16 protein-coding genes are annotated in these 12753 nt (G+C 32.2%); 15 read left to right on the top strand and 1 reads right to left on the bottom strand.

What is annotated here, in order from left to right; translation table 11 throughout:
• Positions 1 to 24: 24 nt before the first annotated feature.
• From QM017_RS07540 to QM017_RS07500, 9 genes are all read left to right on the top strand, one after another.
• Entirely contained in the window at positions 25 to 1554 is a 1530-nt protein-coding gene (locus tag QM017_RS07540) for a hypothetical protein (protein ID WP_282709342.1), read from the top strand.
• Positions 1554 to 2513, top strand: a complete 960-nt coding sequence (locus tag QM017_RS07535; RefSeq protein WP_282709341.1) for a glycosyltransferase family 8 protein — start codon at positions 1554 to 1556, stop codon at positions 2511 to 2513. The genes QM017_RS07540 and QM017_RS07535 overlap by 1 nt, the downstream gene beginning before the upstream one ends.
• Positions 2514 to 2519: 6 nt before the next feature.
• Entirely contained in the window at positions 2520 to 2687 is a 168-nt protein-coding gene (locus QM017_RS07530; protein WP_282709340.1) for a hypothetical protein, read from the top strand.
• Between the two features lie 11 nt (positions 2688 to 2698).
• Positions 2699 to 3505 carry an acyltransferase family protein gene (locus QM017_RS07525; protein ID WP_282709339.1) on the top strand — a complete coding sequence of 269 codons (807 nt, stop codon included), beginning with the start codon at positions 2699 to 2701 and terminating at the stop codon, positions 3503 to 3505.
• 13 nt (positions 3506 to 3518) lie between these two features.
• On the top strand, positions 3519 to 4292 hold the full coding sequence (locus QM017_RS07520; RefSeq protein ID WP_282709338.1) for a Wzz/FepE/Etk N-terminal domain-containing protein: 774 nt from the start codon (positions 3519 to 3521) through the stop codon (positions 4290 to 4292).
• A gap of 12 nt (positions 4293 to 4304) precedes the next feature.
• The gene (locus tag QM017_RS07515) at positions 4305 to 5027 is read left to right on the top strand and encodes a CpsD/CapB family tyrosine-protein kinase (RefSeq protein WP_282709337.1); all 723 of its coding nucleotides are present in this window, start codon (positions 4305 to 4307) and stop codon (positions 5025 to 5027) included.
• A 248-nt stretch (positions 5028 to 5275) separates the two neighbouring features.
• Complete coding sequence (locus QM017_RS07510; RefSeq protein WP_282709586.1) at positions 5276 to 5398, top strand: hypothetical protein; 123 nt, start codon at positions 5276 to 5278, stop codon at positions 5396 to 5398.
• A gap of 485 nt (positions 5399 to 5883) precedes the next feature.
• On the top strand, positions 5884 to 6690 hold the full coding sequence (locus QM017_RS07505; protein ID WP_282709336.1) for a hypothetical protein: 807 nt from the start codon (positions 5884 to 5886) through the stop codon (positions 6688 to 6690).
• A 13-nt stretch (positions 6691 to 6703) separates the two neighbouring features.
• Entirely contained in the window at positions 6704 to 7072 is a 369-nt protein-coding gene (locus QM017_RS07500; RefSeq protein WP_178196895.1) for a hypothetical protein, read from the top strand.
• 262 nt (positions 7073 to 7334) lie between these two features.
• Here the strand turns inward: QM017_RS07500 and QM017_RS07495 are convergent, their stop codons facing one another.
• Complete coding sequence (locus QM017_RS07495; protein WP_282709335.1) at positions 7335 to 7661, bottom strand: hypothetical protein; 327 nt, start codon at positions 7659 to 7661, stop codon at positions 7335 to 7337.
• A 161-nt stretch (positions 7662 to 7822) separates the two neighbouring features.
• Between QM017_RS07495 and QM017_RS07490 the strand changes: the two genes are divergently transcribed.
• The 6 genes from QM017_RS07490 (at position 7823) to QM017_RS07465 (ending at position 12683) form a co-directional block, all read left to right on the top strand.
• A complete protein-coding gene (locus tag QM017_RS07490; protein ID WP_282709334.1) occupies positions 7823 to 8914 on the top strand; it encodes a glycosyltransferase in 1092 nt (363 codons plus the stop codon).
• Between the two features lie 237 nt (positions 8915 to 9151).
• Positions 9152 to 9418 carry a thiol-activated cytolysin family protein gene (locus QM017_RS07485; RefSeq protein ID WP_282709333.1) on the top strand — a complete coding sequence of 89 codons (267 nt, stop codon included), beginning with the start codon at positions 9152 to 9154 and terminating at the stop codon, positions 9416 to 9418.
• A gap of 152 nt (positions 9419 to 9570) precedes the next feature.
• Positions 9571 to 9810, top strand: a complete 240-nt coding sequence (locus QM017_RS07480; RefSeq protein ID WP_282709578.1) for a thiol-activated cytolysin C-terminal domain-containing protein — start codon at positions 9571 to 9573, stop codon at positions 9808 to 9810.
• 132 nt (positions 9811 to 9942) lie between these two features.
• On the top strand, positions 9943 to 11121 hold the full coding sequence (locus QM017_RS07475; RefSeq protein WP_282709332.1) for an acetyl-CoA C-acetyltransferase: 1179 nt from the start codon (positions 9943 to 9945) through the stop codon (positions 11119 to 11121).
• Between the two features lie 137 nt (positions 11122 to 11258).
• Positions 11259 to 11645, top strand: a complete 387-nt coding sequence (locus QM017_RS07470; RefSeq protein WP_282709331.1) for a type II toxin-antitoxin system MqsR family toxin — start codon at positions 11259 to 11261, stop codon at positions 11643 to 11645.
• 27 nt (positions 11646 to 11672) lie between these two features.
• Positions 11673 to 12683, top strand: coding sequence for a type II toxin-antitoxin system antitoxin SocA domain-containing protein (locus QM017_RS07465; protein WP_282709330.1), 1011 nt, complete (start codon positions 11673 to 11675; stop codon positions 12681 to 12683).
• Positions 12684 to 12753 lie beyond the last annotated feature (70 nt).

Raw genomic sequence — 12753 nt, 5'->3', positions numbered from 1 at the left:
TATTATTATTTAGGAAAAAATATTATGAATAAGCAAAATAGATTAAAAAATACTTCTAGAAATATTGGGGTAGGATTAATTTGCCAATGTATAGTATTAATATTACCTTTCGCTAATAGAACTATATTAATATATACATTGGGAGCCAAGTTTACTGGTTTATCTAGTCTATTTACTTCAATTTTATCTGTTCTAAATATAGCAGAGTTAGGATTCAACGCAGCTATTATCTATAATATGTATAAACCAATAGCTGATGCTGATGTTAATGAAGTAAAAAAACTTTTAGTATTATATAGAAGAATATATAAGATTGTTGGAATAGTTATGTTGTTGGGAGGGATTGCAATATTACCTTTTATAAAATTATTAATAAAAGGTGACGTTCCAAGTAATATTAATTTATATATATTATATCTTATGTATTTATTGAATTCGGTTCTAAGTTATTTATTATTTGCATATAAAGAATCTGTTTTATTAGCTGATCAAAGGCAAGATGTTTCAAGCTTAATAAGAACGGGTATTACTATATTACAATATGTATTACAATTTATTCTACTAATAATAACAAAAAATTATTATGTTTATATGTTAATTGCAATTTTAGGAACAGTATGTACTAATTTTATGATTTATTATATTGTTAATAAGATGTATCCTGAGTATAAGAAAATAGGGCAGCAATCTGCTAAAATTTCAAAAAAAATGAAAAAACAACTAAGTGCAATGTTGTTAGACAGGATTTGTACAGTTTCAAGAAATTCAATAGACAGCATAATCATTTCTTCGTTTTTAGGACTAGTGTCAGTGACAATATATAGTAATTATTACTCTATTTATAACTCGTTATATACATTAGTATTAGTAATAGGACATTCAATGACAGCCAGTATAGGTAATAGTTTAATAACAGAAAGTGACGAAAAAAATCATCAAGACTTAGAAAAATTTTCATTTATTCATGTTTGGATTGCCGGATGGTTGAGTATATGTCTTGCTTGTTTATATCAACCTTTCATGAAAATATGGATGGGTGAAAATTTGCTATTGAGTAATTTTAATATGTTGTTATTTTGTATCTATTTTTATGTTATAAATATGAGTACTATAAAAAATCAATATATTACGGCTTCTGGAACGCAACAATTTTATAAAAAAGGTTATATTCTTCAGTTGATATCCAATATTATTTTAAATATAGTTCTTGGAAAATATCTTGGTATAACAGGGATATTATTAGCGACAATATTTACATCTTTATTTATTGACTTTGTTTATATGACTAAAATATTATTTAAATCATATTTTAAAGATTTTAGTTTTGGTAAGTATATAGCTTTGAATGTTAAATGGATGATAGAAGTTTTGATTATTGGATTATTTGTATACTGGTTATGCAATTTAATGCATTTTGATCCTATAAAGCAGATATTAGTAAATATAATAATTTGTGTAATTATTCCACAAATATTATTTATATTTGTTTGGTATAGGACAGATTATTTTAAAGATATGATAATGATTTTAAAAAGAGTGCTAGGAGGCAGATGATGTTAAATATAGCATTAGCAAGTGATGATAATTATGCTCAACAAATGACAATCGCAATATATTCGATAATACAATCTAATAGTCAGGAAGATATAACGTTTCATATTTTAGATACTGGCATGAATTACAAAAGTAAAGAATTTATAGTAAGAATGATGGAAGACAATAATAAAAATTATACTATATATGATTTATCTGACATGGAAAATAATTATGGGTTTAAATCTAAATCAGACGTATTACCTATTGGTGCATATGCAAGAATTTTTTTACCTAACATGCTAGAAGATGATATAGATAGGATCTTATATATAGACTCTGATTGTGTTAATGTTGAAAAATTATCTAAGCTATATTATATAGATATGAAAGATGATATAATTGCTGGTGTACAAGATTTTGCGGATTCTAAAGCTAGACTATCTAATGGATTAAATGAAAAGACTAGGTATATAAATTCGGGGATGATTTTATTTAATGTGAAATTGTGGAAAGAAGAAAATATAACTTCCAAAATTCACGAATATATTTTAAAAAAGAGTGGAAATGTAGTCCAAGAGGATCAAGGAGCTATTAATGCCATTCTTAAAGGAAGAATAAAAATTTTATCTCCAGAGTATAATATGTTAACTCCATTCTTTTTTGTAAGTTCAAAATATCTTACTGAGAGATTTAATATTAAAAACTTTTATTCTGATAAAGAACTATTAAAAGCTAGAAAGAACCCAATAATAATTCATTATTTAAAATTTAATAATTTAGTAAATCGTCCGTGGGAAAAATATTGTTTTCATCCTAAACGAAATATATATAGAAAATATTATGAAGAATTATATGGAAAAAAAATTAAACTTGTAAGAAATAATAAAACAATTAGACAATATCTATCATCAATATATACATTATATATTCCATATAAAATAAAAAAATGTATAAATCGTTTATTAGTAAGGAGATAATAGATGATGTCTAGAAGATTACAGTGGATTGATATAGCTAAAGGAATGGGAATAATATTTGTTTTCTTTGGTCATATTCGCTTTGAGCCAAGAATTCAGCTCATAATATATTCATTTCATATTCCATTATTTTTTTCTTATCAGGATATGTTTTTTCAAATAAAGATAGGGTAAAGAATTTTTTAATGAAGAAGCTTAAGGGAATTATGATTCCATACTATGTATTAGGAGGAATTTTATTTGTAACAATACAATTAACGCATCAAATTACCTTATATCCTCAAGATGTGGGAAAAATGAATGTTTTTTGGCAATATGTATTTCAATTTCGTTTTGGAACGTTGTGGTATATAACAGTTTTGTTCATATTAAATATATTGTTATATATGTTGTTGTGGATTAATGAAGATGATAAGTATCTAATTATATGCACTATATTTATAGCATTAGTTGGGAGTATATATAATTATTTTGTCAATATTCATTTATATTTTTGTTTAGATATAGTTCCAATGGCATTTCCTTTTTTTAGTATAGGATATTTAACTAAAAAACATAATTTATTTAAAAAAATTAATAATATTAATATTATTGCTTATTTTTTATTAACTGTAAGTGCTATTTTTTTAGCAGCTGTTAATGTTAAATTAAGTAATCAAAGAGTAGATATTGATGCGGGAAAATATGGAAACTATGTATTATTTTATACAACAGCATTAATTTTCATATTTATAATAATTAGTTTAAGCATGCATGTTAAAAGTAAGTTATTAGAATATATTGGAAGAAATAGTATGTTATATTATTCTTTGCATCAATGGATAGTTTTTTATATAGTTTTAAAAATATTTTCAAATTATTCTATTTTTCAAAGAGGATATACAATAGGAATGTTACAAATTATTGTAAGTTTGGTTGTACTAACCTTGTTGACAAAAATAATAGCTAAATTTAAAATTTCATGGATATTTGGTGTTAAATATAAGAGTTAGTGGAGGATTTTTCATGCAACAACAAGAAGAAGTAATTGATCTATTTCAACTTTTTAATGAATTTAAAAAACATATTAAGTTAATTTCAATTTGGGCTATTTTAGGATTGGTAGTATCGTTAGTAGTATCTTTTTTCTTTATTACACCTAAGTATAGTGCAACTATTGATATTTTAGTTAATCAAAAGTCTGATTCAGCACAAGCGCAGTATACAACGCAACAAGCTGACTTACAGGCAATTAATACCTATAAAGATGTGATTCAAAAGGCTGTTATCTTAGAACCAGTCGTTAAAGAATTAAAACAAAAGAATAATTTTCAAGGCTCTGTAGCTTCACTTCAAGGTGCAATTAAGGTTGATAATCAAACTGATTCACAAGTTTTTAGTGTAACTGTATCAGATACGAATGCCTATATGGCAGCTGATATTGCTAATACGATTGGGAATATCTTTTCTAAGAAGATTAAACAAATGATGAAGATTGATAACGTCACAATTGTTACTAAAGCTACACCTAATTTAACACCAGTTTCTCCTAACAAAAAGATGAATGCTTTAATTGGTTTGTTAGTTGGAGCATTAATTGGTGTAGGAATTGTTGTTATCAAGTATCTACGTGATACAACAGTTAAGGAATCTAGCTTTTTAACAGAAGAACTAGGGTTGGCTTATCTAGGATTTGTTTATCATATCAAGGAACAAGAAGAAGGGCTACATGCTGTGCAAGTTCTTAGTGGCAATTCAAAGCAAGCAAAACCAGAACAACAGCGTCGGCGTCGGGTCTAGGAGGATTAAAGGATGAACTTATTTAAGAAAAAGAAACAACTTGATCGCTCAAGTATGGAAAATGGTGTTCGCATGATTACCGTTTCTTCTCCAAAATCGTCTAATACTGAACAATTTAATACAATTCGTACGAATATCCAATTTTCCAACGTTGATAAGGAATATAAGAGTCTTGTTTTGACTTCATCAACTGCTTCAGAAGGAAAGTCTACTGTTTCTGGGAATTTAGCTGCAAGTTTTGCAAAACAAGGTTTAAAGACTCTATTAGTGGACGCTGATTTACGGCGTCCAACTGTGGGAGCAACTTTTGACATTGGTAATACAAAGGGATTAACGAATTTTTTAACTGATCGCGGTTTAAACGTAAATAGTATCATTTATGAAACTAGCGTTAAGAATCTTTTTGTAATGCCAAGTGGTCCTGTGCCACCTAATCCCTCAGAATTAATTGGTTCTAAGCGAATGGAGAATTTGATTGAAGCCTTAGGATCACAACTTGATTTAGTGATCTATGATGCACCACCATTGCTTTCTGCCACAGATGCCCAATTAATCGCAACTAAAGTTGATGGGACCGTTTTAGTCGTTCGTCAAGGTAAGACTGAAAAAGATGCGGTTAAACAAGCTAAAGCTTTATTAGATCATGTGCATGCACCGATTTTAGGCTTTATCTTAAATGATGTTCCTGAAGAAAATCAGGGCTATTATGGCTACTATGGTTATTATGGTAAATAATTTTAACCTATAAAACTAAAGTTACTTTTTTGCTCTTTGTTAAGTCGGACTGATAAAGTAATCACCAAAGGTTAAAATTTATTAATTTTGATATTTGAGCTCTCTTTACTGGAGTTTTCCGGTGAGGAGAGCTTTTTTGTTTGTAATTCCCCAATAGTATAGTGTAAGCGCCCAATAACAAGGTATATAGAATATCTTATTCCCTCCAGCTATACTAAATTCAAATAGTAAAACTGGAGGTTTTTATGATGCAACAACCAATTGTTCCACTTGAGATGTCTGAAGCTGTCCCACAAAAGTTTAAACAAAGAAATAAAAACGAGGTTTTGCTTCGTTGTAAAGTAGGAAATGTTGAATTAAGCCTTTTTTAGCTTTTGAATATAGTAATATAGAGAGCATTTTAATATTTTCCCGAAATCTCGATGAAGGAGGTTTTGCTGAAAAATCATATAGGAAAAAATTTCTCAATAAATAGATATATTTATCGAAAAAAATCGAAGTATAACACTTGAAAAACCTTATTAATCTTCTTAAAATATTATTGTAAGATAATCAGTGATTAATGATATTTTTTAAAATATATTCACAGTATTCATTTTTTTAAAATTGAAGTATTTTTTTATTTCTTTTTGAACTTTGGAGATTTTATTTTAAATCTGGCTTTCTAGGATAAGGGGCAATAAAAATTTTCAACCTTAAGATAGTCAAAAAAAGAAAACTTATACATAAAAGGGAGTTTTCAAAAATATATGAAACTTGCCAGGAAAGTAGGTGACTTTTAAAGTATAGATGCTAAAATTCTTATAAAATAAGGGAGAATTTTGAGAAAATAGGACGTAACCAAGGAGGAAAATGTATGGGATTTAGACATTTATCTAGTGGTGAAAATGAAGCAATTTTTTTTGAGGAAAAAAATATTTTACAAGTCAAAAATTATTGGACAAAAGAACGTATGAAAAATGCGCTCCCTATGGTTATAGAATTAAAACCAGAGCATCCAATAGAAAAAAACAACAATAATCTTGGTGGAAAAGTTATTCCCGTAGAGGTTAGAACTGAGCCATATAAAGCTGGAGGTAAACTATTCTTTACTCGTGAAGGTAACGATTATGTGGCAACGGCAGAATTTTGCGGAGAAAAAAATTTAATATTAACTGCAGCTCATTGTTTAAGAAACAAAGAAACGGGCGAATGGTCAGATAATGTATTATTTCAGTTGGAATATGATTCCGGTTGGTCTGCTAAAATTTATCCGATTAGTACATTGGCTCTTAAAACAATGTGGTATAAAGAAAAAAACTATCGTTGGGATTATGGGTTTGGTGTGATTTCTAAGAAGAATCAAGGTGATTTTTGTCTTGACTATGATCTTAATGTAAGTACAGGAGAGACAACTGCATTTGGTTATCCTAGCAATTATTATGAAGGCCATAGAATGGTATCAGTCACAGATAAGGTCGAGGATTTATATTCAAATGGTATTTTAAAAATGGCAGGAAATAATATGGGGGGCGGTTGCTCCGGCGGTGCTTGGGTAAAAAAAGGAACTAATACAGTAATTAGTTTAAATTCTTTTTCTTACGTAGGAATAGACGACGTAGAGTATGGTCCAAAATTTGATGAAAAATTTGAAAATTTAGTTCAATATGTAAAAACATTATAAGGAGGATATATACATGGATATAATTAGATATTTCAGACTAAAAAATAAAGGTGCATTTGTAGCAAAGATGGATGTTATCTGCTCTATTGAAAGTGGAGAAAATAGTGCTAAAATAGTTTGCCATCAAGACGGATATAGAGATATATGTGCGGCAGGAGAACGCTCAATTGATATTTCAGAACTTAGATATACAGATAGTAATGGGAATAAGCAACCTATACCAGAAGGTTCAATTGTTCAATTGAAAGTAGTAGTGGTAGCTGGAAAAGATAAAACTTCCGAAGAATATGTATATTCTTCCAAGAGTGAAGCAATGCAATCCTTTAAAATAAAAGGAACTACATTAATTAATTCTCTTGAAAAGATTGGAAATAACGAATAGTTTCAGAGAAATTTTAACTATGGAAGTTTGGAAAAAATAATACCTGTCATAATAGTATTCCATGCTTTAGTTATCCTGCGCTTAACTTGTTCAGTTAGGCGCGGGATTTTTTGTTGCAAAATAAGGTGATTAGCTGACGAAAAATTGCGCTGGTATACTAAATAAATTACTTTTGGCAACTTGAATTGTAACGCTGCTTTCATAAAGATAATTGAAAAGGCGACTATAAACCGCTTTTGGTTATAGTCGCCTTTTGTGTCTTTTAGCTAAGCAATGGTCCACCGACCGCACGCACATCGTTTAACGCATCCGAGTAAAAGAAGTGGTTAAAAGCGCGCCAATCTTGCTTGGTTTGCTCAGAAATTTCGATGCTGCCAAAGCCAATGAGCTTGCTGATTCTGGCATAAAAGCGAGCTATTGCATAATCGGAATCCTTGTAGCTAACCTTAGGATTTTCTAAGGTTTTTAAAGTGTCTACGATTAGCTCTTTAACCTCTGCGTCATAGCCAGCTAGTCGTGGCATTTCATTGAAGCTAGTTTGAAATTGGCTGATTAGTTCATAAGCTTGTTTTCTTAGTTCTTTTTCCATCAAAGCACTCCCCCTAAAATTAGTTACTTTGTTGGCCTCATTCTAGCACCCTAAAGTGGCTTGTGCAAGCTTATCATAAAGGTATTTTGAGATTGCTTGAATCTTTTGGCATTTTTGAGTATAGTTAAAAAAGAATTTAGTGCGTGAAGTGAGGAAAAACAGTGAAAGTCTTACAATATTTATACAGCTTAAACGTTGGTGGGGCCGAGACGATGTTTGTTGAATACTTAATTCAGATGAAAAAACGGGGTATCGATGGCAAATTACTTGTCTATTTTAAAGACGACAATCATCTTTTACGACGCTTAGAAGAAAATGGTATCGAAGTGATTTCGTTATTTAAACATAACGACCATAAGCCTTGGCATCGTCTGCAACGCAAGTTATTTGTCAAGTGGCGCACCAAGCAGTTGCTCAATCAATTAGATTATGATGTCTTGCATCTGCACATGCAAACAAGCAACTACTTGCCACGACAGAAGTTTGCGGCTAAGCTCTTTTACACGCACCACATTAATATCCCAAGTTATATCGATGTTTTTGGGAATGTTTGGGTTGATAGTTTACGTTATCACATCGAAAACAACAACTTGACCTCGTTTGTTTTAAGCGAAGAGATGAAACGAGATGCAGAGCGCTTGATTTCACCTAAAAACGTCATGTATCTACCAAACTCGATTGACATCATCGCCTTTCGGGCACAAACAATGGCGCGCTCAACTTTCTTACAGGAACATAACCTGCCTGACGATGCCTTTTTAGTGGGACATGTTGCTCGTCTGGATGAAGTCAAAAATCATAAAAAGAGCCTTGAGATCCTACAAGCTCTCTGCCAAAAACGCCCACATTCTTATTTAGTCGTAGTTGGAACAGGTAAAGACAGCTATTTAACCGAACTCAAGGATTACGCCAAGCAATTAGGTGTGGCTGATAATGTCTTATTCTTAGGTTTGCGTTCTGACATTGGAGCTTTAATGAGTGTTTTTGATGCAGGAATTTTACCATCGTTACATGAAGGCTTTTCATTAACAATGATTGAATATCAAGCTAAAAACTTACGTTGTGTTTGTTCGAATACAGTTCCAATAGAAGTTATTTGTAACAATAATTGTTTTAGAATGGCACTTAATGAACCTGCAAGTGCTTGGGCAGATCGGCTGTTAGCCACAGATGTTCGTCCTGAGAGTCAAGACATCATGCAATTTGATGTGCAAAGAGTCTTAGATAAATTAATCGCAGAATATCAAAAATAAGTAAGTTCTCGTAATATTGCGTTACGGGAATTTTTTCTATCTTTTTTATTTCAAAGTGACAAGGCAAAGTGAAATTTTTTAGCTAAATATATTGTGCGCAATTTAGCCCTTTGTTATTGTAAATATACAGATAAGATATCTGTTTAAAAGTTGTTTATAACCCTTGGTAAAACAGTATTTTTAGAGTTAAAAAAATAACTTTATCAAGATTGGTATAGATGAAAGAGGGCGCTTATTATGAAGAAGTTCAAATATTTTTTGGCCAGTGCCTTATTGTTAAGTGCTCTTGTTGCTCCAAGTATGGGGAGTGTTAAAGCAGCTAGTGCAACAGACGTTAACGATTATATTTATGGGCTTAATTATCAAGCTGACCAACTTCTTGCGCAAAATGGGGAAAACTTACTAATCATTGTATCGACTAGCAGCAAGCTAGATAATGGAACTTTCACAGTCGTTAAGCGTGAAAAAAGAGCCTTAGCAACAATACTGCCGATTTATCAGTGATTGGCTCAAATATTAATGGTACTTCTGATTATATTGAAATCACAGCAACCAACTATCCTAGCTTTAGCTTAACACTTGATCACTCAGGTGCTTACGTAGCATGTTTCTATATTGATTGAGATGAAGTCAGCTACGATGATAAGGGTAACGAAATCTCGACTCATAAGACTTGGGATAAAAACGGGTATAACTTGACTGCTCATTGGCAAGAAATCTTGCAACTTCCAAGCAATGCACGTAATTTACGTATAGTTGCTCAAGAAGCGACCGGCTTGGCATGGGAATGGTGGCGGACAATTTATAACAAGCAAAAGCTTCCACTAACGGAAAATCGCACAATTGAGATTTGGAGCACAACCCTTTATCCACGTGTATCCGAAACATTAAGTTAATAAAAAGCTCTCTTAGAAAGAGTTTCTAGGAGGGTTTTGTTGTAAATCTTTATATATATTTTGATAAAAAGATTGTCGAATCGCGTAGATTTTTGTATCATGAAAGCATAATGAGATGCTGTGGAGGAAAACATGGAAAAAGTATATATTGCTAAAGCCTTACGCACACCAATTGGGAGTTTTGGTGGTACTTTAAGCCAACAAAGCGCTGCTCAGCTAGGAACGTGTGTGTTAAACGAGCTTTTAAAGCAAACGGCTTTGCCAGCAAGCGCCATCGATGAAGTTTTGGTCGGTTCGGCTCTACAAGCAGGCCAAGGTCAAAACGTGGCACGCCAGATCGCCTTAAATGCTGGACTCGATTGGCAAGTGCCAGCTACCACCATCAATATGGTTTGTGGTTCAGGAATGCGCGCTATTTTAAACGGAATTCAATCTATCATGGTTGGCGATAATCAAATCGTGATAGCGGGCGGAAGCGAAAGCATGAGCAATGCACCGTACTTGCAAAAAAATGTGCGCTTTGGAGCCAAGATGGGCCAAGTTAGCCTAGAAGATAGCTTGTTATACGATGGCTTAGAAGATGCGTTTAGTCATCAGCACATGGGTTTGACGGCTGAAACCTTGGCTGACCAATATAACTTAACGCGCGCTAAGCTAGACGAATATGCCTATCAATCACAATTAAAGACTAAGCAAGCGCAAGAAAGTGGACGCTTTGTAGATGAGATTGTCCCGGTTGAGATTCAAAGTAAAAAAGGTAGCTTTTGGTTTACCGAAGATGAACATCCACGCACGCCTGATTTGTCTAAGCTAGCACAATTACGCCCAGCCTTCAAAAAAGATGGCTTAGTTACTGCAGGCAATGCTTCAGGGATTAACGATGGGGCAGCTTTGGTCTTGTTGACGACTAAAAAAGCCGCTGCCATATATAACTTGGAGTTGCTTGCCGAAGTGACTGGCTGGGGCCAAGCGGGGGTAAATCCCGAAGTCATGGGCTTAGGTCCGGTGCCTGCAGTCAAAAAAGCCCTCAAAAAAGCTGATTTAACGTTAGATGAGATTGACTTAATCGAGTTAAATGAAGCTTTTGCCGCCCAAGCGTTAGCCGATATTTATGAACTTGGCTTAGATCAACAAAAAGTCAATGTCAATGGGGGCGCAATTGCCTTAGGACACCCAATCGGCGCTTCTGGGGCACGCATCCTTGTGAGCTTGGTTCATGAACTAACCAAGCGCCCAACTGCCCGAAATGGCTTGGCTACCTTGTGTATCGGTGGTGGCATGGGCATTGCCATGACGATTAAAAAAGTATAATAAAGAAAGTAAAGCTCCTTTAAAGAGGAGCTTTTTGCTTGTGTATAAGCCATTTTTGATTGACAAAATGCAAGATATATTCTATCTTGATGATAGGAATTTTTAAAAAAGCTATCATTTTGTACGAAGGTGACAACGTGAAAAAAACAAAAAAAGAGGTTGAAGCTTATTTAAACGAAGTGAAAAAAGCCATTAGAGAAGGTAATTATCAGATATCTAGAAATAAGCGTCGAGAAGATAATAATAAGCTTTTTTGGAGATATATGTTAAATGAAGCTAAGGCTAGAAAAATATTATTAAGTTTAACAGTTCAGGATTTTTCACAAATTGTGCGTAATCATCATCCGGAATATGAGTATGAATTATTATATATTTTTGGAAAAGAAGTTGAATTACTTGAGAGAACAAGCGAGAATTTAAGAAATGTATCCTTGTATATTAAAATTAATAAACTAGACAACCAATATGTAATTATTATTTCTTTCCATGAACAGAAGTATCAATTAAATTATCCGTTTAAATAAAGAGTCTAATTCAAAGGAGGAAGAATCATGGAGCATAAGATTTTTTGTCCAACTTGTCGTACAGTTAAACCGTATGAATTAGGTAAAGAAACTGTTACAGAAGAAATAAGAGGGAAAGAATATCATTTTGAGATAACTATTGCTGTTTGTCGTTGTTGTGGTGAAGAGGTTAATCCACATGGCTTAATAGATAAAAATATTAAAGAAATTGATGAACAGTATCGTAAAGCTGAAGATTTAATAACTGTTCCTGAAATTGAAAGTCTGCTGGTTATTTATGATTTAGGGAAAGCACCTCTTGGCAAGGCTTTGGGATTTGGTGAAGTAACGCTTAGTCGTTATCTCGAAGGCCAAATACCTTCTAAGCGGTATTCTGATATTATGAAACTTGCTTTGAGTTCACCGAGCTATTTTGAGAAGCTATTGATTAAAAACAAAGCTAAGATAAGCAAAAATGCCTATAATAAAGCTAAAAAACAAATTCTAGATCTTGAAAAAGTTGACAGTCTTTCTGATGAAATTCGGGGAGTAATTGGTTATTTATTTGATAAATTAGAGGAAATCACGCCACTAATGTTACAAAAAATGTTATATTTTACGCAAGCTTTTTATTTAGCTCGCTATGATGAACAATTTTTTAAGGAAGATTGTGAAGCATGGGTACATGGACCAGTGTATCGTGAAGTGTATGATATTTTTAAAGAATTTAGCTATAATCCAATTGAAAGTCCCGTATTTATAATGTTTAGTCAGCAAAAAGAAAAACTAACTTTACAACAAAAAGAATTAATCGATTGTTTAGTTGGGACTTTTGGTATCTATGGCGCAAAGATCTTAGAAAGTATTACACATGTTGAGGAACCTTGGATGAAAGCTCGTGAAGGGTATCATGATAATTCACGGGCGACAGAGATTATTACGAAAGAAAATATCAAAAATTATTATCGCAAAGTCGCCCAAAAATATGACTTAGCTAATTCTGAAGAAATTCGAAAGTATATTCATCAATGTCTAAAACGAGCAAATATAAAATACTAAAAAAGAGAAAGTCTATGAAAAAACATTTTTTCATAGGCTTTCTCTTTATTTTTAGAACTGTAACATCTGA

Source organism: Ligilactobacillus sp. Marseille-Q7487 (genome assembly GCF_949152225.1).
In the GTDB taxonomy this organism is placed as follows: domain Bacteria; phylum Bacillota; class Bacilli; order Lactobacillales; family Lactobacillaceae; genus Ligilactobacillus.
Note: the sequence above shows the minus strand (reverse complement) of the source record. Positions and strands in the feature narration are given on the sequence as shown.

Coding starts and splice junctions, on each gene's coding strand:
- QM017_RS07530 (WP_282709340.1), top strand. CDS start 2,520: ATGTCTAGAAGATTACAGTGGATTGATATAGCTAAAGGAATGGGAATA.
- QM017_RS07535 (WP_282709341.1), top strand. CDS start 1,554: ATGTTAAATATAGCATTAGCAAGTGATGATAATTATGCTCAACAAATG.
- QM017_RS07515 (WP_282709337.1), top strand. CDS start 4,305: ATGAACTTATTTAAGAAAAAGAAACAACTTGATCGCTCAAGTATGGAA.
- QM017_RS07520 (WP_282709338.1), top strand. CDS start 3,519: ATGCAACAACAAGAAGAAGTAATTGATCTATTTCAACTTTTTAATGAA.
- QM017_RS07540 (WP_282709342.1), top strand. CDS start 25: ATGAATAAGCAAAATAGATTAAAAAATACTTCTAGAAATATTGGGGTA.
- QM017_RS07505 (WP_282709336.1), top strand. CDS start 5,884: ATGGGATTTAGACATTTATCTAGTGGTGAAAATGAAGCAATTTTTTTT.
- QM017_RS07465 (WP_282709330.1), top strand. CDS start 11,673: ATGGAGCATAAGATTTTTTGTCCAACTTGTCGTACAGTTAAACCGTAT.
- QM017_RS07475 (WP_282709332.1), top strand. CDS start 9,943: ATGGAAAAAGTATATATTGCTAAAGCCTTACGCACACCAATTGGGAGT.
- QM017_RS07485 (WP_282709333.1), top strand. CDS start 9,152: ATGAAGAAGTTCAAATATTTTTTGGCCAGTGCCTTATTGTTAAGTGCT.
- QM017_RS07525 (WP_282709339.1), top strand. CDS start 2,699: ATGAAGAAGCTTAAGGGAATTATGATTCCATACTATGTATTAGGAGGA.
- QM017_RS07500 (WP_178196895.1), top strand. CDS start 6,704: ATGGATATAATTAGATATTTCAGACTAAAAAATAAAGGTGCATTTGTA.
- QM017_RS07510 (WP_282709586.1), top strand. CDS start 5,276: ATGCAACAACCAATTGTTCCACTTGAGATGTCTGAAGCTGTCCCACAA.
- QM017_RS07495 (WP_282709335.1), bottom strand. CDS start 7,661: ATGGAAAAAGAACTAAGAAAACAAGCTTATGAACTAATCAGCCAATTT.